The organism is Streptomyces sp. SCA2-17 (assembly GCF_044336695.1).
Genome location: NZ_CP117521.1, coordinates 4,141,544 through 4,165,341 on the forward strand (window position 1 = coordinate 4,141,544; position 23,798 = coordinate 4,165,341).

18 protein-coding genes are annotated in these 23,798 nt (G+C 71.1%); 17 read left to right on the plus strand and 1 reads right to left on the minus strand.

The window, feature by feature from the left end:
- The first annotated feature begins 41 nt into the window (after nucleotides 1-41).
- Entirely contained in the window at nucleotides 42-485 is a 444-nt protein-coding gene (locus tag PS271_RS18925; RefSeq protein WP_398383200.1) for a hypothetical protein, read from the plus strand.
- A 131-nt stretch (nucleotides 486-616) separates the two neighbouring features.
- Here PS271_RS18925 and PS271_RS18930 read toward each other — a convergent pair whose 3' ends face one another.
- On the minus strand, nucleotides 617-2,692 hold the full coding sequence (locus PS271_RS18930; protein ID WP_398383202.1) for an ABC transporter family substrate-binding protein: 2,076 nt from the start codon (nucleotides 2,690-2,692) through the stop codon (nucleotides 617-619).
- 346 nt (nucleotides 2,693-3,038) lie between these two features.
- On the opposite strand from PS271_RS18930, the gene PS271_RS18935 reads away from it, so the two are divergent.
- From PS271_RS18935 to PS271_RS19010, 16 genes are all read left to right on the plus strand, one after another.
- A complete protein-coding gene (locus tag PS271_RS18935; RefSeq protein WP_356280676.1) occupies nucleotides 3,039-3,323 on the plus strand; it encodes an Rv0250c family protein in 285 nt (94 codons plus the stop codon).
- Between the two features lie 66 nt (nucleotides 3,324-3,389).
- Nucleotides 3,390-4,232, plus strand: coding sequence for a succinate dehydrogenase subunit SdhC (sdhC, locus tag PS271_RS18940; protein ID WP_398383205.1), 843 nt, complete (start codon nucleotides 3,390-3,392; stop codon nucleotides 4,230-4,232).
- Between the two features lie 66 nt (nucleotides 4,233-4,298).
- Complete coding sequence (locus tag PS271_RS18945; RefSeq protein ID WP_398383206.1) at nucleotides 4,299-6,287, plus strand: fumarate reductase/succinate dehydrogenase flavoprotein subunit; 1,989 nt, start codon at nucleotides 4,299-4,301, stop codon at nucleotides 6,285-6,287.
- Nucleotides 6,284-7,048: a succinate dehydrogenase/fumarate reductase iron-sulfur subunit gene (locus PS271_RS18950; RefSeq protein ID WP_120753537.1), complete on the plus strand. Its 765-nt coding sequence runs from the start codon at nucleotides 6,284-6,286 to the stop codon at nucleotides 7,046-7,048. Before PS271_RS18945 ends, PS271_RS18950 begins: the two co-directional genes overlap by 4 nt.
- Before the next feature lie 107 nt (nucleotides 7,049-7,155).
- Nucleotides 7,156-9,129 (plus strand): TPM domain-containing protein, encoded by a 1,974-nt coding sequence (locus PS271_RS18955; protein WP_398383207.1) that lies wholly within the window; start codon nucleotides 7,156-7,158, stop codon nucleotides 9,127-9,129.
- Nucleotides 9,130-9,624: 495 nt separating this feature from the next.
- Nucleotides 9,625-11,529, plus strand: a complete 1,905-nt coding sequence (gene typA / locus PS271_RS18960) for a translational GTPase TypA (protein ID WP_398383209.1) — start codon at nucleotides 9,625-9,627, stop codon at nucleotides 11,527-11,529.
- A 452-nt stretch (nucleotides 11,530-11,981) separates the two neighbouring features.
- Entirely contained in the window at nucleotides 11,982-13,619 is a 1,638-nt protein-coding gene (locus PS271_RS18965) for a peptide ABC transporter substrate-binding protein (protein WP_398383211.1), read from the plus strand.
- 187 nt (nucleotides 13,620-13,806) lie between these two features.
- A complete protein-coding gene (locus PS271_RS18970) occupies nucleotides 13,807-14,730 on the plus strand; it encodes an ABC transporter permease (RefSeq protein ID WP_398383213.1) in 924 nt (307 codons plus the stop codon).
- A gap of 32 nt (nucleotides 14,731-14,762) precedes the next feature.
- Nucleotides 14,763-15,692, plus strand: coding sequence for an ABC transporter permease (locus PS271_RS18975; RefSeq protein WP_398383215.1), 930 nt, complete (start codon nucleotides 14,763-14,765; stop codon nucleotides 15,690-15,692).
- Nucleotides 15,693-15,705: 13 nt separating this feature from the next.
- Entirely contained in the window at nucleotides 15,706-16,767 is a 1,062-nt protein-coding gene (locus tag PS271_RS18980; RefSeq protein WP_398383216.1) for an ABC transporter ATP-binding protein, read from the plus strand.
- Entirely contained in the window at nucleotides 16,760-17,836 is a 1,077-nt protein-coding gene (locus PS271_RS18985; RefSeq protein ID WP_398383217.1) for an ABC transporter ATP-binding protein, read from the plus strand. The genes PS271_RS18980 and PS271_RS18985 overlap by 8 nt, the downstream gene beginning before the upstream one ends.
- 295 nt (nucleotides 17,837-18,131) lie before the next feature.
- Nucleotides 18,132-19,754, plus strand: a complete 1,623-nt coding sequence (locus tag PS271_RS18990) for a peptide ABC transporter substrate-binding protein (protein WP_398383218.1) — start codon at nucleotides 18,132-18,134, stop codon at nucleotides 19,752-19,754.
- A gap of 6 nt (nucleotides 19,755-19,760) precedes the next feature.
- Nucleotides 19,761-20,684, plus strand: a complete 924-nt coding sequence (locus tag PS271_RS18995; RefSeq protein WP_356280708.1) for an ABC transporter permease — start codon at nucleotides 19,761-19,763, stop codon at nucleotides 20,682-20,684.
- On the plus strand, nucleotides 20,677-21,684 hold the full coding sequence (locus tag PS271_RS19000; protein WP_398383220.1) for an ABC transporter permease: 1,008 nt from the start codon (nucleotides 20,677-20,679) through the stop codon (nucleotides 21,682-21,684). Before PS271_RS18995 ends, PS271_RS19000 begins: the two co-directional genes overlap by 8 nt.
- A gap of 11 nt (nucleotides 21,685-21,695) precedes the next feature.
- Nucleotides 21,696-22,727 (plus strand): ABC transporter ATP-binding protein, encoded by a 1,032-nt coding sequence (locus tag PS271_RS19005; protein ID WP_398383222.1) that lies wholly within the window; start codon nucleotides 21,696-21,698, stop codon nucleotides 22,725-22,727.
- Nucleotides 22,717-23,766: an ABC transporter ATP-binding protein gene (locus PS271_RS19010; protein WP_398383223.1), complete on the plus strand. Its 1,050-nt coding sequence runs from the start codon at nucleotides 22,717-22,719 to the stop codon at nucleotides 23,764-23,766. Before PS271_RS19005 ends, PS271_RS19010 begins: the two co-directional genes overlap by 11 nt.
- Nucleotides 23,767-23,798: the final 32 nt, after the last annotated feature.

The following is a 23,798-nucleotide window of genomic DNA, read 5'->3' on the forward strand; positions in this document are numbered from 1 at the left end:
CCGTGTCGCCGCCCCACCACCAGGGGAGGGAACCCCACATCATGAACGTACGCAGGAGCATCGCCGTCACCGCCGCGACCGTCATGCTGGGCGGCGGGCTCGCGATGGCGGCGCCGGCGGCCGTCGCGGCCCCGGCAGGAACGGACACCTCGCAGGCTCAGGCTCAGGCCCAGGTCCAGGAGCACTGGCGGAACCTGTGGAACGCCGACATCTCCGGTGACTACCTCAAGACGCACAACAAGCAGTGGCACTCCGGGTTCTCCGCCGTCCCCGGCGGGGCGAACATGGCCCGCGGCGTCTTCACCTGCTGGGGCGGCGGCAGGGCGAGCCTGAAGGTGAAGGTCGCGGGCGGAGGGTCGTACACCAAGACGCACGACTGCAACGGCAAGAAGCACTACGCGACCGTGGCCGCCAAGCCGGGTCAGGCGTTCAACCTCGTTCTCAAGGGCTCCAAGAACTCCCGGGTCGAAGCCTGGGTGAACTGACGCGGGGGAGTCCGCACCCCGGGGAGGTCCGTGTGACCCGGCCTCCCCGGTCACTCCGGCGGCCCGTCCTCTTTCGGGGGAGAGGACGGGCCGCCGTCACGCGTGGGGGCGGGCCCGCGCCGCCCCGCCCCTCACTTCCGGAAGCCGATGTCCTGGTACCTCGGCGTGCCCAGGCCGAACGCTCCCGCGTTGGCCACCGTCTTGCGCGCCGCCACCAGCTGCGGGCGCTGGTACAGGGGGATCGAGCCGGCCAGGGACCAGATGCGGGCGTCCGCCCGGCCCGCCAGGTCGCGGGACGCTTCCGTGTCGAGTTCCGTGGACGCCTGGTCGAAGAGCTGGTCGATGCGGTCCGTGCCGACGCGCGTGTAGTTCTGCTCCACCACCAGCGAGCCGTCCGCCGCCGGCTGCGGCTTGGCGTAGACGGGGCGGGCGTCGGTGGAGGGGTACGGGGTGGCGGGCCAGGAGTAGAGGGCCAGGTCGTAGCTGCCGGCGGCGATGTGGTCCTTGAAGAAGCCGGCGTCGCCGACCTTGGTCACTTCGGTGCCGATGCCGACCGCGTCCAGGCGGCGGGCGATGCGGTCGGCCACGGACCGCAGGGAGTCCGCGCCCGCGCTCACCGGCACCACGAAGCGGAGGGTGAGCTTCTTGCCGTTCTTGATGCGGACCGGGGCGGCCGCCGCGCGGCCCCCGTCGGCGGCCGGCTTGCCGTCGGGACCCGTGCCGTCGTCCAGGCTGTCGTCCGCGGCGTACTCGGTCTCGTCATCGGCGGAGATGCTTGAGACACCCGTGACGCCGGAGATGCCGGCGACTCCTGGTGCGTCGCCCTCCGCCGAGCCCCCCGACGGCACCGGCCCCGGGCCCGCTTCCGGACCCGGCCGCAGCCCCGGCGGCCGCCCCGTACCCGCCCGGCCGTCCGCCGCCCCCGCCGCCGTCTTCCGCCCGTCGCCCTCCGCGCGCTTCCAGCCCGCGTCGGCGAGGAGGGCCTGCGCGGCCTTGGGGTCGGGGCCGCCGAGGGCGTCGCTGTGGTCCTCGTAGCCGTCCTGGCCGGAGAGGAAGAGGTGGCTGCCGAGCGGGTCCACGGGCAGGCCCAGCGGGCCGAGGACGGACTTGGCGATGGCGCGGCGGTCGATGGCCCGCGCGACGGCCCGCCGGACGCGTTCGTCGGCGAGCGGGCCGCTCGCGCCGTTGAGGGCGAGCTGGGTGTACGCGGGCTCCAGGGACTTGCGGACGACGATGCCCCGCAGCGCGGCCGGGCGGACGGGCGCGGAGGCCGGCGGCTTGTCGCCCTTGTCCTGCTTCGTGGGCTTGCCCGCGGCGGCGATGCGGCCGGCGTCGGCCGCGCCCACGTCGGCGAGGTCGAGCTTGCCGGCCGCCAGGGCCGCGGCCCGCTCGGTGCGCGGGAGGGCCCGGAGGACGAGGCGATCGAGCTTGGCGGGCTCGCCCCACCACTTGGGGGAGCGGGCGAGCGTGAGCGTGCCCTCGTCGTCGTCGCGGGCGGCGACGCGGAAGGGGCCCGCGGAGAGCTTGAGGTCCTTGCGGGCGCCGTCGTTGAAGTCGTCCGCGCTGCCGGTGACGGCCCTGGGGTAGAGCGGGGTGAAGAGGGCGGGCCAGTCGGCGCAGCTGCGTGCGAAGGTGACCTTGACCTCGTGTTCGTCGGCGCCGCGCTCGACGCGGTCGATCCGGTCGTAGCCGGTGTTGTGGGCGGCCCAGTAGCCGCTGTCCTTGCCGCGCAGGGCCTTCCACTGGGCTTCGAAGTCGGCGGCGGTCAGGGCCTTGCCGTCGCTCCAGACGGCCTTGGGGTTGAGCTTGTAGACGACGACCTGGTGGGGCTCGCGCTGGACGAGCTCGGCGGAGCGCAGGTAGTCGGGGTTGCGCTGCGGGCGGCCGCGGCCGTCGGTGGTGAAGAGGGCGGGCAGGACGGCCCCGGCGACCCGCTGCGTGGTGGGGTCGGCGTCCGTCTGGAAGGTGTTGAGGGTGCTGGGCAGGGCGTCGACGGCCCAGGTGAGGGTGCCGCCGTCGCGGACCCTGGCGCGCGGGGCGGCGCCGATGTCCTGCGGGGTGACGCTGCCGGTGCCGTCGCGCTGGTCGCCGCAGCCGCCGAGGAGGGGCAGCGGCAGCAGGAGCCCGGCGGCCAGCAGGGCGGCACGGCGGCGCGTACGGGACCGGGGCCGGGACCGCGGGGGCCGCGGGGGAGTGAGAGGGGCCATGGTGCTACCTCCGACGGACTCACCGGACTCGTACGGCGTAATGCGCCGCTGATCGCATCTACTGCTCACCACTGAATGCGACAGTCGGTCCGGCTGCCCGCCGACACGCGCCGCCCGGGTGTACGCCACCCGCGTGGACGAACGATTCCGCGGCCCTCCGGCGGGCGGGGCGATTGCCGTGCCCCTCATGAACGAACGTTTCTGCGGGCTCCCGGCGCGCGCCGCACCCGTTCCGGCGAAGGCGCGATCGCTATCTTCCCCCGGAGGGGTGTGACGCGCGACACTCTCAGTCGCATCACCGTCGCCACCCGCAACTGCCGACTGCGGAAGTGAGGGTCAGCCAGACATGTCCCTGCAAGACGAAGTGACCGCGGTCCAGCGCTGCCTGGACGATCTCGGCCGGGCGCTCGCACGGCTGGAGAAGCACCTGGGCAGCCAGGACCTCGAACTGCGCCGGGTGCGGACGGACGCCGCCCACCTGCGCGAGAGCGTCACCCTCCTGCGCGACGTCCACCCCGCGGGGCAGCCCCGCCCCGAGACCGTGCCCGTCCCCGACACCCCGTACGACGCGTCCCTGTGGAAGGACGTGGACGACGAGGGCCTCGGCGCGCGGGACCGGCACGCGCCCTGACGGAGCCGGGCAGCGCAGCGCAGCAGCAGACCGACCCGCCCCTTCCGCTCCTCCCCGGAGTCCCTCTTGGCCACTGGTACCGACCCCCGATCCGCGACCGCCGCCGGGGTGCCCGCCCAGGGCGGGGTCCACCACCCCTCCCGGGCCGCGATCCCCGCCCGCCACCTGCGCGCCGACCGCTGGTGGCTCGCCCCCGCGGTCACCGCCGCCGGGCTGTTCGCCTTCGTCGTCTACTCCACCTGGCGGGCCTTCGCCAACGACGACTACTACGCGGCGCCCTACGTCTCCCCGTTCTACTCGCCCTGCATCGCGCAGAACTGCGTCCCGATGAAGGGCGGCGCCGACTGGCACGTCTTCGGCGCGTGGTGGGGCCTCTCGCCCGCCCTGCTGATCCTGATCTTCCCGCTGGGCTTCCGGCTGACCTGCTACTACTACCGCAAGGCGTACTACCGCGGCTTCTGGGCCTCGCCCCCGGCCTGCGCCGTCGCCGAGCCGCACGCGAAGTACACCGGTGAGACGCGCTTCCCGCTGATCCTCCAGAACGTCCACCGCTACTTCTTCTACTTCGCGGTGATCGTCGCCGGCATCCTCACGTACGACACGGCGCTCGGCTTCCGCAACGCCCGCGGCGAGTGGGGCCACATGGGCCTCGGCACCCTCGTGCTCCTCGCGAACATCGCCCTGATCTGGGCGTACACCCTCTCCTGCCACTCGTGCCGGCACATCGTCGGCGGCCGGATCCGCACCTTCTCCAAGCACCCCGTGCGCTATCGCCTGTGGGGCTGGGTCAGTGCGCTCAACGCCCGCCACATGCAGCTCGCCTGGGCCTCGCTGATCAGCGTGGCGGTGGCCGACTTCTACGTCTACCTGGTGGCGAGCGGCGTGTTCGACGACCCGCGGTTCTTCTAGCCGGCAGCCGGGTGTCCGGCCCGCTCCACCCCACGCCTTCACGCTCAAAAGGAGAGGTGCTTTCTGATGTCGCGTACGGCCCGAGAAGCCTGGGACGTGGTCGTGGTCGGCGCCGGCGGCGCCGGGCTGCGTGCCGCCATCGAGGCCCGCGAGCGGGGCATGCGCTGTGCGGTGATCTGCAAGTCGCTCTTCGGCAAGGCCCACACCGTGATGGCGGAGGGCGGCATCGCCGCGAGCATGGGCAACGTCAACGAGGGCGACAACTGGCAGGTCCACTTCCGCGACACCATGCGCGGCGGCAAGTTCCTCAACCACTGGCGGATGGCCGAGCTGCACGCCCGCGAGGCCCCCGACCGCGTCTGGGAGCTGGAGACCTGGGGCGCCGTCTTCGACCGCACCCGGGACGGGCGGATCTCGCAGCGCAACTTCGGCGGCCACGAGTACCCGCGGCTGGCGCACGTCGGCGACCGCACCGGCCTGGAGCTGATCCGCACGCTCCAGCAGAAGATCGTCTCGCTCCAGCAGGAGGACCACCGCGAGACCGGCGACTACGAGTCCCGGCTCAAGGTCTTCCAGGAGTGCACGGTCACCCGCCTCCTCAAGGACGGCGACCGCGTCGCGGGCGTCTTCGGCTACGCGCGCGAGTCCGGCCGCTTCTTCGCCATCGAGGCGCCCTCGGTCGTGCTCGCCACCGGCGGGATCGGCAAGTCCTTCAAGGTCACGTCGAACTCCTGGGAGTACACCGGCGACGGGCACGCCCTCGCGCTGCTCGCCGGGGCGTCGCTGATCAACATGGAGTTCGTGCAGTTCCACCCGACGGGCATGGTCTGGCCGCCGTCCGTCAAGGGCATCCTCGTCACCGAGTCCGTGCGCGGCGACGGCGGCGTGCTGCGCAACAGCGACGGCAAGCGGTTCATGTTCGACTACGTCCCGGACGTCTTCAAGGAGAAGTACGCCGAGTCCGAGGCCGAGGGCGACCGCTGGTACCAGGACCCCGACAACAACCGCCGCCCGCCCGAGCTGCTCCCGCGCGACGAGGTGGCGCGCGCCATCAACTCCGAGGTCAAGGCGGGCCGCGGCTCCCCGCACGGCGGCGTCTTCCTCGACGTCTCCACCCGCCTGCCCGCCGAGGACATCAAGCGCAAACTGCCCTCGATGCACCACCAGTTCAAGGAGCTGGCGGACGTCGACATCACGGCCGAGCCGATGGAGGTCGGCCCCACCTGCCACTACGTGATGGGCGGCGTCGACGTCGACCCGGACACGGCCGCGGCGGTGGGCGTGCCCGGGCTGTTCGCCGCGGGCGAGGTCGCGGGCGGCATGCACGGCTCGAACCGGCTGGGCGGCAACTCCCTCTCCGACCTCCTCGTCTTCGGCCGGCGGGCCGGGCTGTACGCGGCCGAGCACGCCTCCTCCTTCCCCGGCGCGGGCCGGCCCGTCGTCTCCGAGGCGGACCTGGAGGCGGCGGAGGCGGAGGCGCTGCGGCCGTTCGGCGTGGAGGACGCGGAGGACAACGCCGCCCTGGTCGTGGGGGAGCGCCGTGCCGGGGATCCCGGCGAGATCCCGGCCGACGCACCGGCCGAGAACCCGTACGCCCTGCACCAAGAGCTCCAGCAGGCCATGAACGACCTGGTCGGCATCATCCGCAAGGGCCCGGAGATGGAGGAGGCGCTGCGCCGGCTGACCGAGCTGCGGGCCCGCTCCCGGCGGGCCGGGGTGGAGGGCCACCGGCAGTTCAACCCCGGCTGGCACCTCTCCCTCGACCTGCGGAACATGCTGCTGGTCAGCGAGTGCGTGGCCCGGGCGGCGCTGGAGCGCACCGAGAGCCGCGGCGGCCACACCCGCGACGACCACCCGGCGATGGACCGGCGCTGGCGGCGGGTGAACCTCGTGTGCCGGCTGAACGGGGACAGCACGGAGCCGGGCGCGGACCCGCTGCTGGGCCGGGTGCGCCTGGAGCGGCGCGAGATGCCGCCGATCCGTGACGACCTGCTCGCGCTCTTCGACAAGGAGGAGCTGGTGAAGTACCTGACGGACGAGGAGCTGACCTCTTGAGCTACGAGGCCCACTTCAAGGTGTGGCGGGGCGATGCGGACGGCGGTTCCCTCGTCGACTACACCGTGACCGTCAACGAGGGCGAGGTCGTCCTCGACATCATCCACCGGCTCCAGGCCACCGAGGCCGCCGATCTCGCCGTGCGCTGGAACTGCAAGGCGGGCAAGTGCGGCTCGTGCAGCGCGGAGATCAACGGCCGGCCGCGGCTGATGTGCATGACGCGGATGTCGCTGCTCGACCCGGCCGAGCCCGTCGTGGTCACCCCGATGCGGGCGTTCCCCGTGGTGCGGGACCTGGTGACGGACGTGTCCTTCAACTACGCCAAGGCGCGCGAGGTCCCCTCCTTCGTCCCGCCGGCCGGGGTCGGGCCGGGGGAGTACCGGATGCAGCAGGAGGACGTGGGGCGCTCCCAGGAGTTCCGCAAGTGCATCGAGTGCTTCCTGTGTCAGGACACGTGCCACGTGGTGCGGGACCACGAGGAGAACAAGCCGGTCTTCGCCGGGCCCCGCTTCCTCATGCGCGTGGCCGAGCTGGACATGCACCCGCTGGACGGGGCCGCCGAGGCGGGCATCGACCGCAAGCGGGCCGCGCAGGAGGAGCACGGGCTCGGCTACTGCAACATCACCAAGTGCTGCACGGAGGTCTGCCCCGAGCACATCAAGATCACCGACAATGCGCTGATCCCGCTGAAGGAGCGGGCCGTGGACCGGAAATACGATCCGCTGGTCTGGCTCGGGAGCAGGATCCGCCGCCGGGCGTGAGCGGGGCGCGGGGCGTGAGCCGGCGCACCACGGAGCGTGATCACGCTCCGTGTCGAGCCCTTTGCTCCCAGTAGCGGAACGGGCATTGCCGCCATACGCTCACAAGTGTGACGCGGCTTTCGAGGCGGTACGGGACGGGGGCGCCGGGCTGGGCCATCGCCGGCGCCCCCTTCGCGCTGTGCGCGCTGCTGCTGCCGCTGCTCACGCTGTTCCCCGCGCCCTCCTCGCGCGCGGACACCCCCCTCGACCTGGACGCCGGGGGGCGCATCACCGACACCGTCGGCGCGCTCGGGCAGCGCCGCGGGCAGGTGACCACCGCGATCGAGCGCCTGCGCACCACCCACCGCGTGCAGCTGTACGTCACGTACGTACGGGACTTCTCCGGCCGCTCCGGGCGCGCCTGGGCCGATGCCACCGCCGACCGCAACGGCCTCGGCGAGCACGACGTCCTGCTCGCCGTCGCCACCCACGGCCGGCAGTACGCCGTCTCCGCCGACAAGCGGTCCGGCTTCCGCGCCGACCAGCTCAAGGCCGTCGCCGCCACCGCGATCGCGCCCGCCATCGCCCAGCACGACTGGGCCGGGGCGGCCATCGGCGCCGCCGACGGCTACAGCGCCGTGCTCCAGGGGCAGCCCGTGCGGCCGCCCGCGATCTCCCCGGGCAGCCCCGACCCCGGCGGCGAGGGACTCGTCCCCGGGCACCGCCGGGTGTGGGCGCCCGTCGCCATGGGCGGCGCGCTCTGCCTCCTCGGGCTCTATCTGTGCGCCCGGCGCGCCTCCCGCCGGCGGCGCGCCGCGCAGGCGCTGGAGTGCGGGCCCGCCGTGGCCGGCCCGGCCGGCCTCGCGCGCATGGCCCGGCCGCTGACGCCGCTGCCCGAGCTCGAAGCGGAGGCCTGCCGGGCGCTCGTCGAGACCGACGACGCGGTCCGGACCAGCGCCGAAGAACTCCACTTCGCCGCGGCCCAGTTGGGCGACGACGCCGCCCGGCCGTTCGCCGAGGCCGTCGCGTACGCCCAAGGGGAGCTCGCCGACGCGTTCCGGCTGCGCCAGGCGCTGGACGACGCGCCGTACGAGGACGAGGAGATCCGCCGCCGCACGCTGGACGAGATCTGCTCCCACTGCACCAGCGCCAACCGGCGCCTCGACGCCGAGTCCGAGTCCTTCGACGCGCTGCGCGGCCTGCGGGCCAACGCGGCGGGGCTCCTCGCCCGGGCCGAGGCCGCGGCCGAGGACCTCGCCCCGCGCGTCGACACCGCGGAAGGTGCGCTGGGCGTTCTCGCGGGGCACTGCACCGCGACCGCCCTCGCCGCCGTGGCCCGGCACCCCGCCGAGGCGCGCGACCGGCTCTCCTTCGCCACGGCCGCCCTCGGCGAGGCCCGCCGCGCGCTCGCGGCCGGGGACGGCGACGGCGCCGCGATCTCGCTGCGCGCGGGCGAGGCCGCCCTGTCCCAGGCCCGGGTCCTGACCCTCGCCGCCCTGCGCCGCGCCCACGAGCTCACCGGCGCCACCGCGCGGCTGCCGGCCGCCCTCGCGGACGCGGAGGCGCGGGCCCCGCGCGGCAGCCCCCAGGCGCGGGCCCTCGCCTGCGCCCGCCGGGAGGTCGAGAGCGGGCGGTACGACCCGCGGGCCGTCCTGCGGCACGTGGAGGAGACGGCGGCCGCCCTGGACGCCGGCCCGGGCGCCGGCCACGAGGACCGGGCCCGGGCGCGGACGGAGCGGGCGCTGCGGCGGGTGCGGGGGGAGGTGGCCGCGGCGCGGGACTTCGTCACCACGCACCGGGGTGCCGTCGGGTGCCGGGCCCGCACGCGGCTCGCCGAGGCCGAGCGGCACCTGCATCTCGCCCGCACCGCCCGTGACCTGCGCACCGTGCGCTCCGAGACGGGCCACGCGGACTCCCTGGCCCGGCAGGCCCGCGCCCTCGCCGAGTACGACGTCGGCTCGTACGGCACCCGCTACGACCCGGGCACCCCGCCGCCCACCCGCGCCCTCGGCGGCGCGCTCCTCGGCGGCATCATCCTGGCGGGCCTGCTGCCGGCGAGATTCGGCGGCGGCGCGACCCGCGGCCGCCTGGCCGCGGGGTGAGTACGTACGGGCCCCCGTCCCGGATCATTCCGCCGGACCCGGCGGGCTCGATTTTCCCGGCTGCGCCCGCACCTCCTCTCCGCCGCGGCGGTGATCCGCCACTGTGGCGGATTCCGGCGGTGCCGAGCCCGCGGAGGGTCGTTCGGCACCGCCGGGTTGCCCGGTGGGGGTTTCTCGCCGTTGCGGCGGAGGGTTTTCGGCCGGGCCGGGCCGGCGGCCAGTGCCCGGGGCCCGCTCCTTCTCTCCGCCGCGGCGGCGATCCGCCCCCGCGGCGCAGCCCGGCGGTGCCGGGTCCGCGGAAGGGTGTTCGGCGCCGCCGAAGGGTCCCCCCGGACCGGGGAAAGGGCAGGTCAGGGGCCGCATCATGGGCCTGCGGGAGCCGAAGTCGGCTCGGGCCCGTACCATGGAAGTGGCCGCGGCGTGATTCTGCCCGGCGGGCGCGCGTGCCGGACCGTACGCGCCGCCATCCACGATTCCGGGAGAAGCGCCGCAAGTATGCCCACCCGCCACGACATTCGTAACGTCGCCATCGTCGCCCACGTCGACCACGGCAAGACGACCATCGTCGACGCCATGCTCAAGCAGGCCGGCGCCTTCGCCGCGCACCAGCTCGAGTCCGTCGACGACCGCGTCATGGACTCGAACGACCTGGAGCGTGAGAAGGGCATCACGATCCTCGCCAAGAACACGGCGGTGAAGTACCACCCCAAGGACGGCGGCGAGCCGATCACCATCAACATCATCGACACCCCCGGCCACGCCGACTTCGGTGGCGAGGTCGAGCGCGGCCTGTCGATGGTGGACGCGGTCGTGCTGCTGGTGGACGCCTCCGAGGGCCCGCTGCCGCAGACCCGCTTCGTGCTCCGCAAGGCGCTCCAGCAGCGGAAGCCGGTCATCCTCTGCATCAACAAGACGGACCGCCCGGACTCCCGCATCGACGAGGTCGTCAACGAGACCTACGACCTCTTCCTCGACCTGGACGCGGACGAGGACCAGATCGAGTTCCCGATCGTCTACGCCTGCGGCCGTGACGGCATCGCGTCGCTGACCAAGCCGGAGGACGGCACCGTCCCCGCGGACAGCACCAACCTGGAGCCGTTCTTCTCCACGATCCTGGAGCACGTCCCGGCCCCGTCGTACGAGGAGGACGCGCCGCTCCAGGCCCACGTCACCAACCTCGACGCCGACAACTTCCTCGGCCGCATCGCGCTGCTCCGCGTCGAGCAGGGCGAGCTGCGCAAGGGCCAGACGGTCGCGTGGATCAAGCGCGACGGTTCGATCTCCAGCGTCCGCATCACCGAGCTGATGATGACCGAGGCGCTCACCCGCAAGCCCGCCGAGGTGGCCGGCCCGGGTGACATCTGCGCCGTCGCCGGCATCCCCGACATCATGATCGGCGAGACCCTGGCCGACCCGGAGAACCCGGTCGCCCTCCCGCTGATCACGGTCGACGAGCCCGCGATCTCCATGACCATCGGCACCAACACCTCGCCGCTGGTCGGCCGCGGCGGCACGGGCAAGGGCGCGGACGCCAAGTCCGCGGTCAAGGACCGCAAGGTCACCGCCCGCCAGGTCAAGGACCGCCTGGACCGCGAGCTGGTCGGTAACGTCTCGCTGCGCGTCCTGGACACCGAGCGCCCCGACGCCTGGGAGGTGCAGGGCCGCGGTGAGCTGGCGCTGGCCATCCTGGTCGAGCAGATGCGCCGCGAGGGCTTCGAGATGACCATCGGCAAGCCGCAGGTCGTCACCAAGGAGGTCGACGGCAAGGTCCACGAGCCGGTCGAGCGCCTCACGGTCGACGTGCCCGAGGAGCACATGGGCGCGGTCACGCAGCTCATGGGCACCCGCAAGGGCCGCATGGACAACATGTCCAACCACGGCTCCGGCTGGGTCCGCATGGAGTTCGTCGTCCCGTCCCGCGGCCTCATCGGCTTCCGCACGGAGTTCCTGACGAACACCCGCGGCACCGGCATCGCCCACTCCATCCACGAGGGCCACGAGCCGTGGTTCGGCGAGCTGAAGACCCGTAACAACGGCTCCCTGGTCGCCGACCGCGCCGGTGCCGTCACCGCCTTCGCGATGACGAACCTCCAGGAGCGCGGCGTGCTCTTCACCGACCCGGGCACCGAGGTGTACGAGGGCATGATCGTCGGCGAGAACTCCCGCGCCGACGACATGGACGTCAACATCACCAAGGAGAAGAAGCTCACCAACATGCGCTCCTCCTCCGCCGACTCCTTCGAGGCGATCGTTCCGCCGCGCAAGCTGTCGCTGGAGCAGTCGCTGGAGTTCTGCCGCGACGACGAGTGCGTCGAGGTCACCCCGGAGGCCGTGCGCATCCGCAAGGTCGTCCTGGACCAGAAGGAGCGCGGCCGCACCGCCTCCCGCGCCAAGCGCTAAGCGTTAGGCCGAGGTCCCGAGAGGCCCGGTTGCCCCGCAGTTCTTCTGCGGTGCATCCGGGCCTCCGGCGTATCCAAACCCGCCCCGCCGACCGGAATCAGTCAGTCCGAATTCCTGCCCGCCTGCCGAAGTTGTCCGAATACCGGCCGGTCAACCCCGGAAGTTGTGTTAACAGTCCGTTTCGCGGCTGTCTGTCTGTGCTGGCTTTGTCCGGTTTTCGAACTCCTGAAGGCGCTCGATGTGACCAAAGCGAGACCCTTTAAGTGTGGTTTACAAGGCGGTCGTACTTAATAGTTGGGTTCATTGAGCTCGGGTCAATGGGTCACGCGCTGTGGGGAGCGCCGACTCACGAGCACACTCGAGGTGCCGGTTCCGTCTCCGCTGTCAGGGGTGTCAGCGTGGGGCCGGCGCCTCTCGCATAGTCAAAAGTGGACTCTTGAGGAGGCATACCCATGCGCGGTGCCAAGAGCGCCAAGTGGGTCGTGGGCGCGATAGTCGTGGCGATGGCCGCGACCGCCTGTGGCGGCGGCAGCAACGACAGCGGCAAGGGGGGCGGCGCGACCTTCCGGCTCGGCATCACCGAGCCGAAGTCGATCGACCCCGTCAACGCCCAGGAGTCCGAGGGCACGCTGGTGGCCCGTCAGCTCTTCGTGGGCCTCTATGACGTGAAGGACGACGGCACCCTCGCGCCGAAGCTGGCGGAGTCCGCCAAGCCGAACGACGCCGGTGACGAGTGGACCTTCCAGATCAAGAAGGACACCAAGTTCACCAACGGCGAGCCCGTGAACGCCGAGGCGTTCATCCGCGGCTGGACCCGTGTCGCCACCAAGGCGTCCGCCTCCGACGTGGCGTACCACATGAACGGCATCGCCGGCTACAAGGAGCTCAACGGCGGTTCGAGCGACAAGTTCTCGGGCCTGTCCGCCGAGGGTGACTACACCCTCAAGGTCAAGCTCTCCGCCCCTGACTTCGAGTTCGACAAGAAGACCGCCCACCCGGCCTTCAGCCCGATGCCGAAGGTCGCCGGCGCCGGCGACAACAAGTCGTTCAACGACACCCCCATCGGCAACGGCCCCTTCAAGATGTCCGGTTCGTGGGAGCACAACAAGAAGATCACCCTCGTCCGCAACGACGACTACGGTCTGACCAAGGCCAAGCTGGACAAGGTCGAGCTCTCGATCCTCAACCCGGCCAGCGGCGTGACCCTGGAGTACAAGGGCTTCGAGTCGGGCCAGTTCGACTGGGCCCGCATGCCCGTCCCGCAGATGCCGGGCGCCAAGAAGAAGTACGAGCCGCAGGGCGAGTGGGTCAAGTCCGACGTCGCCGGCATCAACTACATCTCCCCGTTCAACGAGACCAGCCCGATGAACTCGGCCGACGCCCGTAAGGCCATCTCCTACGCGATCGACCGCGCGGAGATCGCCAAGGGTGTCTTCCAGGGCCTGCAGGAGCCCGCCACGGCCCTGCTCCCGCCGAACTTCAAGGAGGTCTACAAGGCCGACGTGTGCTCCTCCTGCGTGAAGCAGGACAAGGCCAAGGCCAAGGAGTACGCGGAGAAGGCCGGCCTCAAGCCGGGCGACACCCTCGACTTCGGCTACAACACGGGTGCCGGGCACGAGGAGTGGGTGCAGGCCGTCGCCAAGCAGGTCGAGGACGTGCTCGGCCTGAAGGTCAAGCTCAACGGCCTGCCGTTCAAGGAGGCCCTGGAGAAGCAGCAGGAGAAGGGCGCTAAGGGCATCTGGCGTCAGGCGTGGTCCGCGGACTACCCGACCGCCGACAACTTCTTCGCGCCCCTGCTCTCCACCAACGGCATCAACCCGGACGCCAACGGCAAGGCGCTGGGCGACAACCGCGGCCGCTACAGCAACCCGAAGTTCGACGAGATGCTGGTGAAGGCCCGTCAGACCAAGGACGCCGCCGAGCGCGCCAAGATCTACAACGAGGCCGAGAAGCTCGCGATCGACGAGGACCAGGCCGTCATCCCGACCTGGAAGCGCACTCAGTACCGTCTGGTGAACAGCAAGAAGTTCACCAACGTGAAGATCGACTTCTACGAGGACCCGAACCTCGCCGAGATCGGCGTCAAGTAACCGTCACCCTCCAGCCAGTCCCGTGAAGACCGTGGAGCCCCGAGCGCGAGCTTGAGGCTCCGCGGCCTTCGCCTGCGGCACGCCCCGGCCCGCGCGGCCGGGCCGTGCGCGGCCGCCTCCCCACCTTCCCCCCGTGCCGGGAGGCGACGGCGAACGCCCCACGGCGGCAGTAAGTCAAGGAGACATCGTGGGCAAATATGTGATCCGGCGGATCGGGCAGATGGTGGTCGTCCTCTTCGGCGCGACGCTCATCCTCTTCGCCTGTCTGTTCGTCCTCCCCGGAGACCCGGTCGGCTCGCTCGGCGGCGACAAGGCGCGTGACCCCGCCGTCGTCGAGCAGCTGCGCGAGCGCTACGGCCTGGACAAGCCCCTTGCCGTGCAGTACGGCAACTACGTGACCAACCTGGTCAAGGGCGACCTCGGCGAGGACTACACCCAGCGGCGCCAGGTGACGGAGGTGCTCGCCCCCAAGCTGGGCAACACCGCCAAGCTGGCCGTGGCGGCGATCCTCATCGACGTGGTGATCGGCGTCCTCGCGGGCCTGGTGGCGGCCCTGTTCAGATACTCGTTCTGGGACGTCTTGGTCACGTTGCTCACGACCTTCGCCATCGGCTTCCCCAGCTTCGTCATCGGCATGGTGCTGCAGAGCACCTTCTCCGTGAACCTCGGCTGGTTCCCGCTGATCTCGGACGGCTCGTTCAACTCGATGATCATGCCGGCGTTCACGCTGGCCATCATCGACGCGGCCCTCGTCGCGCGGCTGATGCGCGGCACCATGCTGGAGGTGCTGCGCGCGGACTACGTCAAGACGGCCATCGCCAAGGGCCTTCCGCGCCGCACGGTGCTCCTCAAGCACGTCATGCGGAACTCGATCATCCCTGTGGTCACCTACATCGGCATCTCCTTCGGCGGCCTGCTCGGCGGCGCCCTCATCACCGAGGCGATCTTCAACTGGGACGGCATGGGCTACGCGCTGGTCACCTCGATCCAGCAGGGGAACAACCCGATCATCGTCGGCGTGGTCACCTACGGCGTCGCCGTCTTCGTCGTGCTCAACCTGCTGGTCGATCTGCTCTACGCGGTGCTCGACCCGCGGATCCGCCTCAGCTGACCGCCAGGTCACACCCGTTCTAGGAGTCACCCATGACTGAGCTCGCCAAGAGCGCCCAGGGGCCGGACGCCGCGACCGCACCGACCGCCGCCGCGAACAACACCGCCGAGCCCGCACCGGCCCGCATCACCCAGTGGGGCGAGATCCGCCACCGCTTCATGGCCAACAAGCTGGCCGTGGTCGGCCTCGTGCTGGTCGCCCTGCTCTTCATCATCGCCGCTGCGGCACCCCTGATCGCGACGCACGACCCGTACGCGCAGAACCTGACCAACACGCTCCAGGAGCCCAGCGGCGACCACTGGTTCGGCACCGACGCCCTGGGCCGCGACCAGTTCTCCCGCATCATCTACGGCAGCCGCATCGCCGTCATCGTCGGTCTGGCCTCGATCTTCCTGGCCTGTGTGATCGGCTGCATCCTCGGCGCCGTGTCCGGCTACTTCGGCAAGGCCGTCGACAGCGTCATCATGCGCATCGCCGACATCTTCTTCGCCTTCCCGCTGCTCATCGGCGCGATCGTGATCATCCTGGTGATGGGCCGCGGCGTGCTGCCCGTCATCGTCTCGCTGGCCGTCTTCAGCTGGGCCACGGTCGCCCGCCTGCTGCGCTCCAGCATCCTGTCCGTCCGCGAGATGGACTACGTGACCGCGGCGAAGGCCCTGGGCGCGAGCACCACCCGCATCATCACGCGGCACATCATGCCCAACTCCATCGCGGCCGTGATGTCGTTCGTGTCCTTCAGCGTCGGCACCGCCGTCGTGGCCGAGGCCTCGCTGTCCTTCCTCGGCATCGGCGTGAGCCCCGAGGTGCCGGAGTGGGGCAACATGATCTCCGCCGGCAAGGACTCCCTCGGCGTCAGTGACTTCCTGTGGGTGTACCCCAGCTCCGCGATCGTGCTGACGGTGCTCGGATTTGTCTTTGTCGGTGACGGGCTGCGCGATGCCCTCGACCCGAAGCTGCGTTGAGGAGAACGTCCCGATGACCACGACCGAAAAGACCGAAGGGGCGGCCGGTGCCGCGCCGCAGGACGCGAAGAAGTCCGCTCCCCTGCTCGAAGTGCGCGACCTGCACGTCGAGTTCAAGACCCGCGACGGCGTCGCCAAGGCCGTCAACGGTGTGAGCTACAGCGTCGACGCCGGCGAGACCCTCGCCGTGCTCGGCGAGTCGGGCTCCGGCAAGTCCGTCACCGCCCAGGCCATCATGGGCATCCTGGACTCGCCCCCCGGCCGGGTGGCCGGCGGTGAGATCCTCTTCCACGGCCAGGACATCCTGAAGCTGCCGGAGAGCGAGCGGCGCAAGCTGCGCGGCCCGAAGATGGCGATGATCTTCCAGGACGCGCTGTCCGCCCTCAACCCCGTCTTCTCCGTCGGCAACCAGCTCGGCGAGATGTTCCGGGTGCACCAGGGCCTGTCGAAGAAGGACGCCAAGGCCAAGGCGATCGAGCTGATGGACCGGGTGCGTATCCCGGCCGCCAAGCAGCGCGTGGGCGACTACCCGCACCAGTTCTCGGGCGGTATGCGCCAGCGCATCATGATCGCCATGGCGATGGCCCTGGAGCCGGATCTGATCATCGCTGACGAGCCGACCACGGCCCTCGACGTGACCGTCCAGGCCCAGGTCATGGACCTGCTCGCGGAGCTCCAGCGCGAGTACAACATGGGCCTGATCCTCATCACCCACGACCTCGGCGTCGTCGCGGACGTCGCCGACAAGATCGCCGTGATGTACGCGGGCCGGATCGTGGAGACCGCGCCCGTGCACGAGCTCTACAAGCGCCCCGCCCACCCGTACACCCGCGGCCTGCTGGACTCGATCCCGCGCCTGGACCACAAGGGCCAGGAGCTGTACGCGATCAAGGGCCTGCCGCCCAACCTCCTGCGGATCCCCACCGGCTGCGCCTTCAACCCGCGCTGCCCCAAGGCGCAGGACGTCTGCCGGGCGGACATCCCGGCGCTGCACCAGGTGACGGAGCAGGACGGCACCGAGCTCGACGGCCGCGGCAGCGCGTGCCACTTCTGGAAGGAAACGATCCATGGCTGACATGACCAAGCAGGCCGGCAAGGCCGCGGCGGCCGGTCAGCGGGAGCCGATCCTCCAGGTGCGCAACCTCGTCAAGCACTTCCCGCTGACGCAGGGCCTGCTCCTCAAGAAGCAGGTCGGCGCGGTCAAGGCCGTGGACGGGATCTCCTTCGACCTCTACCAGGGCGAGACGCTGGGCATCGTCGGCGAGTCCGGCTGCGGCAAGTCCACGGTCGCCAAGCTGCTGATGACCCTGGAGACGGCCACCTCCGGCGAGGTCTTCTACAAGGGCCAGGACATCACCAAGCTGTCCGGGCGTGCGCTGAAGGCGGTCCGCCGCAACATCCAGATGGTGTTCCAGGACCCGTACACCTCGCTCAACCCGCGGATGACGGTCGGCGACATCATCGGCGAGCCCTTCGAGATCCACCCCGAGGTGGCGCCCAAGGGCGACCGGCGCAAGCGGGTCCAGGAGCTGCTGGACGTCGTCGGCCTCAACCCGGAGTACGTCAACCGCTACCCGCACCAGTTCTCCGGCGGCCAGCGGCAGCGCATCGGCATCGCCCGCGGCCTGGCGCTCAACCCCGAGATCATCATCTGCGACGAGCCGGTCTCGGCGCTGGACGTCTCGGTGCAGGCGCAGGTCATCAACCTGATGGAGCGGCTCCAGGACGAGTTCAACCTCTCCTACCTCTTCATCGCGCACGACCTGTCCATCGTCCGGCACATCTCCGACCGCGTCGGCGTGATGTACCTGGGCAAGATGGCCGAGATCGGCACGGACACCGAGATCTACGAGCACCCGACGCACCCCTACACCCAGGCGCTGCTGTCGGCCGTCCCGGTGCCGGACCCGGAGGCCCGCGAGGGCCGCGAGCGCATCATCCTCACCGGTGACGTGCCCTCCCCGGCCAACCCGCCGTCCGGCTGCCGCTTCCGCACCCGCTGCTGGAAGGCGGAGGACAAGTGCGCCGAGGAGGTGCCGCTGCTGGCCGTGCCCAAGCTCTACGAGGGCAAGGACACCCCGGCGGCGCACGAGTCGGCGTGCCACTTCGCGGAGGAGAAGCCGAACGTGGTGAGCGCGGCGTAACGCCTGCGGCGGGCGGGGCTGGATCGGGTTTTGCGCCCGGTCCGGCACCTCCCCCAGCTACCGCTGGGGGCACCCCCAGCCGCCACGATGTGGCTTGGCGCCGTTGCGGCGGGCAGTTTTGTTCCGCCGCCACCGCCCGAGTCGGCGCTCCGTGGTCGGATGGAAGGGCTCCCTCGGTCAGCCGGGGGAGCCCTTTCGTGTGGTTCGGGACGGGAAGGCGTCGCGGAGGCGCCGCGTACAGGCATATCAGGTGTTATCTGGGCCTAAGTGACACTTAGGCCCAGGGAGGCACTCGATGCGTGGAGCCACGCGCGCCAGGTGGGCCGTCTGCGCCCTGTCCGCGGTGCTCGCCGCGGCCGCGGCCGGGTGCGGCGGGGGCGGCAGCGGCGGCTCCGGCATCGTCCGCGCCTCCTGGGGCGACCCGCAGAACCAGCTGGAGCCCGCCAACACCAACGAGGTCCAGGGCGGCAAGGTGCTCGCGATGATCTTCCGCGGGCTCAAGCGCTACGACCCCCGCAGCGGCGCCGCCGAGAACATGCTGGCCGAGAAGATCGAGACCTCCGACCAGCAGAACTTCACCGTCACCCTCAAGGACGGCTGGACCTTCTCCAACGGCGAGAAGGTCACCTCCAAGTCCTTCGTGGACGCCTGGAACTACGCGGCCCTCGTCGACAACAAGCAGAAGAACGCCTCCTTCTTCGAATACGTCGACGGCTACGACAAGGTCCACCCGTCCAGCGGGCACGCCGCCGCCAAGACCCTCTCCGGGCTCGCCGTCAAGGACGACAAGACCTTCACGGTCAGGCTGCGCACCAAGTTCTCCACCTGGCCCGACACCCTCGGCTACGCCGCCTACGCCCCGCTGCCCCGCGCCTTCTTCGACGACCACGCGAACTGGCTGAAGAAACCGGTGGGCAACGGCCCGTACACCATCGACTCGTACGCCAAGGGCTCGGCGATGAAGCTCACCCGCTGGGAGGGCTACCCCGGGGACGACAAGGCCCGCAACAGCGGCGTGGAGCTGCGGGTCTACACCGACAACAACACCGCGTACACCGACCTCCAGGCCGGCAACCTCGACCTCGTCGACGACATCCCGAGCGCCCAGCTCAAGAACGTCAAGGCCGACCTCGGCGACCGCTACATCAACCAGCCGGCCGGCATCATCCAGACCCTGGTCTTCCCCATGTACGACCCGAACTGGTCGAAGGACGGGATGGAGAAGGTCCGCCGGGGGCTGTCCATGGCCGTCAACCGCCAGCAGATCACCGATCAGATCTACCAGAAGACCCGCACCCCGGCCACGGACTGGACCTCACCGGCCCTCGGCGACCAGGGCGGCTACAAGGCCGGCCTGTGCGGCGACGCCTGCACGTTCGACTCCGCCTCCGCCAAGAAGCTCATCCAGGACGGCGGCGGCCTGCCCGGCGGCCGGATCACCCTCACCTCGAACGTCGACACCGGCTCCCACCGGGTGTGGATGGACGCCGTCTGCAACAGCATCAACACCGCCCTCGGCAACGACAAGGCCTGCGTCGTCAACCCCGTCGGCACCTTCGCCGACTTCCGCAACCAGATCACCGAGCAGCGCCTGAGCAACCCCTTCCGCTCCGGCTGGCAGATGGACTACCCGCTGATCCAGAACTTCCTCCAGCCGCTCTACTACACGAACGCCTCGTCCAACTACGGCAAGTTCAGCGACCCGCAGTTCGACAAGCTGGTCGACGAGGCCAACGCCGACGGGTCCCAGAGCGCGGCCAACGCCAAGTTCCACGACGCGGAGAGGATCCTCGCCCGGGAGATGCCCGCCATCCCGCTCTGGTACCAGAACGGCAGCGCCGGCTACTCCGACCGGGTCTCCGACGTCACGCTCAACCCCTTCAGCGTGCCCGTCTACGAGCAGATCAAGGTCGGCTGACCGTCCATGGGACGGTACGTGATCCGGCGCCTGCTCCAGATGGTCCCGGTGTTCATCGGCAGCACGTTCCTGATCTTCTTCATGGTCTACGCGCTCGGCGACCCCGTGGCCGCCCTCTTCGGCGACAAGGCGCCCGACCCCGCCACCGCCGCCCGCATCCGCCAGGAGCTCTACCTCGACGAGCCCCTGTGGAAGCAGTACGGGCACTACATGGGGCAGATCCTCTCGGGCAACTTCGGCACGGCCTTCAACGGCCAGCCGGTCACCGAGCTGATGGCCAACGCCTTTCCCGTCACCCTGCGCCTCACCCTCGTCGCGATCCTCTTCGAGATCGTCTTCGGCATCACCCTCGGCGTCCTCAGCGGGCTGCGCCGCGGCCGCTCCGCCGACACCACCGTGCTCCTGCTGACCCTGATCGTCGTCTCCGTCCCGACCTTCGTCAGCGGCTACGTCCTCCAGTACCTCTTCGGCGTGAAGTGGGGGGCTGTCTCGCCGTCCGTGTCCCCCGAAGCGCCCTTCGACGAGCTGATGCTGCCCGGCATCGTCCTCGCGCTGACCTCCCTCGCGTACGTCACCCGCCTCTCGCGCACCTCCATCGCCGAGAACTCCCGCGCCGACTACGTCCGCACGGCCGTCGCCAAGGGCCTGCCGCGCCGCCGCGTCGTCACCCGGCACCTGCTGCGCAACTCCCTCATCCCCGTCGTCACCTTCATCGGCACCGACATCGGCGCGCTCATGGGCGGCGCCATCGTCACCGAGCGGATCTTCAACATCCACGGCGTCGGCTTCCAGCTCTACCAGGGCATCCTGCGGCAGAACTCGCCCACCGTCGTCGGCTTCGTGACCATCCTCGTCATCGTCTTCCTGCTCGCGAACCTGCTCGTCGACCTCCTCTACGCCGTGCTCGACCCGAGGATCCGCTATGCCTGAGCCCGGTCCTTCCGACCCCGACGGCGGCTACACGCCCGCCGGCGGCGACCCCGGCGCGGCCGTCACCCCCGCGGGCGGCGGCGCCTCCTCGCTGGCCACCAGCGACGCCGAGACCCTCGAAGGCGGCCCCATCCCCGGCGGCACCGCGAGCGGCAAGGCCCGCAGCCTGTGGTCCGACGCCTGGCACGACCTGCGCCGCAACCCCGTCTTCGTGGTCTCCGCGCTGATCATCCTGTTCCTGGTGCTGATCGCCCTGTGGCCCGGCCTCATCGCGAGCGGCAACCCGCTGGCCTGCGACCTCGCCAAGGCCCAGGAGGGCCCCCAGCCGGGCCACCCCTTCGGCTTCGACGTGCAGGGCTGCGACGTCTACACCCGTACCGTCCACGGGGCCCGCGCCTCCATCACCGTCGGCATCTGCGCCACCGCCGGCGCCGCCCTCCTCGGCAGCGTGCTCGGCGGGCTGGCCGGCTTCTTCGGCGGCTGGTGGGACGCCCTGCTCTCCCGGATCGCCGACGTCTTCTTCGGCATCCCCATCATCCTGGGCGGCCTCGTCTTCCTCTCCGTCGTCACCGGCGGCTCCCTGTGGCCCGTCGTCGGCTTCATCGTGCTGCTCGGCTGGCCGCAGATCTCCCGCATCGCCCGCGGCTCCGTCGTCACCGCCAGGCAGCACGACTACGTACAGGCCGCGCGGGCCCTCGGCGCGGGCAACACCCGGCTGCTGCTGCGGCACATCGCGCCCAACGCCGTCGCCCCCGTCATCGTCGTCGCGACCATCGCCCTCGGCACCTACATCGCCCTGGAAGCCACGCTGTCCTTCCTGGGCGTCGGCCTCAAACCGCCCACCGTGTCCTGGGGCATCGACATCTCCAACGCCTCCACCCAGATCCGCAACGCCCCCCACATGCTGCTGTGGCCCGCGGGCGCCCTGAGCATCACGGTGCTGGCGTTCATCATGCTCGGCGACGCGGTCCGCGACGCCCTCGACCCCAAACTGCGCTGAGGAGCGGGCGGATGCACCAGGCACCGGAGGCGACGGCCGCCGCCGTATCCCCACCGGACGTACCCCTGCTGGACGTACGCGACCTGCACGTGGAGTTCCGCACCCGCGACGGCGTCGCCAAGGCCGTCAACGGCGTCAGCTACGGCGTCCGCGCCGGGGAGACGCTCGCCGTGCTCGGCGAGTCCGGCTCGGGCAAGTCCGTCACCGCCCAGGCCGTCATGGGCATCCTCGACTCCCCGCCCGGCCACGTCACCGGCGGCGAAGTGCTCTTCCGCGGCGAGGACCTGCTCACCATGGGCGGCGAGCGGCGCCGCCGGCTCCGCGGCGCCAAACTCTCCATGATCTTCCAGGACGCGCTGTCCGCCCTCAACCCCGTGATGAGCGTGGGCGCCCAGCTCGCCGAGATGTACTCCGTCCACGAGGGCATGACCCGCAAGGACTCCCGGGCCAAGGCCGTCCGGATGATGGAGCGCGTCCGCATCCCCGCCGCGCAGGAACGCGCCGGCGACTACCCGCACCAGTTCTCCGGCGGCATGCGCCAGCGCATCATGATCGCCATGGCGCTGGCGCTCGAACCGGACCTCGTCATCGCCGACGAACCCACCACGGCCCTCGACGTCACCGTCCAGGCCCAGGTCATGGACCTCCTCGCCGAGCTCCAGCGCGAGTACCACATGGGCCTGATCCTCATCACCCACGACCTGGGCGTCGTCGCGGACGTCGCCGACCGGATCGCCGTCATGTACGCCGGGCGGATCGTCGAGACCGCGCCCGTCCACGCGCTCTACGCCGCGCCCGCCCACCCGTACACCGCCGGCCTGCTCGGCTCCATCCCGCGCCTCGACCACAAGGGCAAGGAGCTCCACGCCATCAAGGGCCTGCCGCCCAGCCTCACCGACATCCCCGCCGGCTGCCCCTTCAACCCGCGCTGCCCCCGCGCCCAGGCGATCTGCCGCACCGACCGGCCGCCGCTCTTCGACGTCGCGCCCGGCCGCGCCAGCGCCTGCCACTTCTGGAAGGAGACCCTCGACGATGCCGGGTAACGGCGAGGCCATTCTGGAGGTGCGGGACCTGGTCAAGCACTACCCGCTCACCCGGGGAATCCTCTTCAAGAAGCAGGTCGGCGCCGTGCACGCCGTCGACGGCGTCTCCTTCGACCTGCGGCGCGGGGAGACGCTCGGCATCGTGGGGGAGTCGGGGTGCGGCAAGTCGACCGTGGCCAAGCTGCTGGTGAACCTGGAGCGGCCCACGTCCGGGCGGATCCTGTACAAGGGCGAGGACATCACGCGGCTGTCCGGGCGCGCGCTCAAGGCCGTCCGGCGCAACATCCAGATGGTCTTCCAGGACCCCTACACCTCGCTCAACCCGAGGATGACCGTCGGCGACATCATCGGCGAGCCGTACGACATCCACCCCGAGGTCGCGCCCAAGGGCGACCGGCGCGCCAAGGTCCGCGAACTCCTCGACGTCGTCGGCCTCAGCCCCGAGCACATCAACCGCTACCCGCACCAGTTCTCCGGCGGGCAGCGGCAGCGGATCGGGATCGCGCGGGGGCTCGCCCTGCGGCCGGAGATCATCGTCGCCGACGAGCCGGTGTCCGCGCTGGACGTCTCCGTCCAGGCCCAGGTCGTCAACCTGCTGGAGCGGCTCCAGGACGAGTTCGACCTCGCGTACGTCTTCATCGCCCACGACCTGTCCGTCGTCCGGCACATCTCGGACCGGGTCGCGGTCATGTACCTCGGGCGGTTCGCCGAAGCGGGCACGGACGCGCAGATCTACGAGCACGCCACGCATCCGTACACGCAGGCCCTGCTCTCGGCCGTGCCGGTCCCGGACCCGCGGGCGCGGGCCGATCGCGACCGGATCATCCTGACGGGCGACGTGCCGTCGCCGGCGCACCCGCCGTCGGGGTGCCGGTTCCGCACGCGGTGCTGGAAGGCGCGGGAGAAGTGCGCGCGGGTCGTCCCGCCCCTGGAAATCCCCGACTGGTTCCTGGAGGGCGGCGGCCCGGAGGCCCACGCCTCGGCGTGCCACTACGCCGAGGAACGGCTGCCGCCGGGCGACGGCCCGCAAGCGTCGTGATCGCGGGTCGCCCACGGCAACCTCCGCCGCGG

Excerpts from the sequence above, each read along its gene's own strand:
- PS271_RS18925 (WP_398383200.1), top strand. The coding sequence starts at position 42 with ATGAACGTACGCAGGAGCATCGCCGTCACCGCCGCGACCGTCATGCTG.
- PS271_RS18930 (WP_398383202.1), bottom strand. The coding sequence starts at position 2,692 with ATGGCCCCTCTCACTCCCCCGCGGCCCCCGCGGTCCCGGCCCCGGTCC.
- PS271_RS18935 (WP_356280676.1), top strand. The coding sequence starts at position 3,039 with ATGTCCCTGCAAGACGAAGTGACCGCGGTCCAGCGCTGCCTGGACGAT.
- PS271_RS18945 (WP_398383206.1), top strand. The coding sequence starts at position 4,299 with ATGTCGCGTACGGCCCGAGAAGCCTGGGACGTGGTCGTGGTCGGCGCC.
- typA (WP_398383209.1), top strand. The coding sequence starts at position 9,625 with ATGCCCACCCGCCACGACATTCGTAACGTCGCCATCGTCGCCCACGTC.
- PS271_RS18965 (WP_398383211.1), top strand. The coding sequence starts at position 11,982 with ATGCGCGGTGCCAAGAGCGCCAAGTGGGTCGTGGGCGCGATAGTCGTG.
- PS271_RS18975 (WP_398383215.1), top strand. The coding sequence starts at position 14,763 with ATGACTGAGCTCGCCAAGAGCGCCCAGGGGCCGGACGCCGCGACCGCA.
- PS271_RS18980 (WP_398383216.1), top strand. The coding sequence starts at position 15,706 with ATGACCACGACCGAAAAGACCGAAGGGGCGGCCGGTGCCGCGCCGCAG.
- PS271_RS18985 (WP_398383217.1), top strand. The coding sequence starts at position 16,760 with ATGGCTGACATGACCAAGCAGGCCGGCAAGGCCGCGGCGGCCGGTCAG.
- PS271_RS18990 (WP_398383218.1), top strand. The coding sequence starts at position 18,132 with ATGCGTGGAGCCACGCGCGCCAGGTGGGCCGTCTGCGCCCTGTCCGCG.
- PS271_RS18995 (WP_356280708.1), top strand. The coding sequence starts at position 19,761 with ATGGGACGGTACGTGATCCGGCGCCTGCTCCAGATGGTCCCGGTGTTC.
- PS271_RS19000 (WP_398383220.1), top strand. The coding sequence starts at position 20,677 with ATGCCTGAGCCCGGTCCTTCCGACCCCGACGGCGGCTACACGCCCGCC.
- PS271_RS19005 (WP_398383222.1), top strand. The coding sequence starts at position 21,696 with ATGCACCAGGCACCGGAGGCGACGGCCGCCGCCGTATCCCCACCGGAC.
- PS271_RS19010 (WP_398383223.1), top strand. The coding sequence starts at position 22,717 with ATGCCGGGTAACGGCGAGGCCATTCTGGAGGTGCGGGACCTGGTCAAG.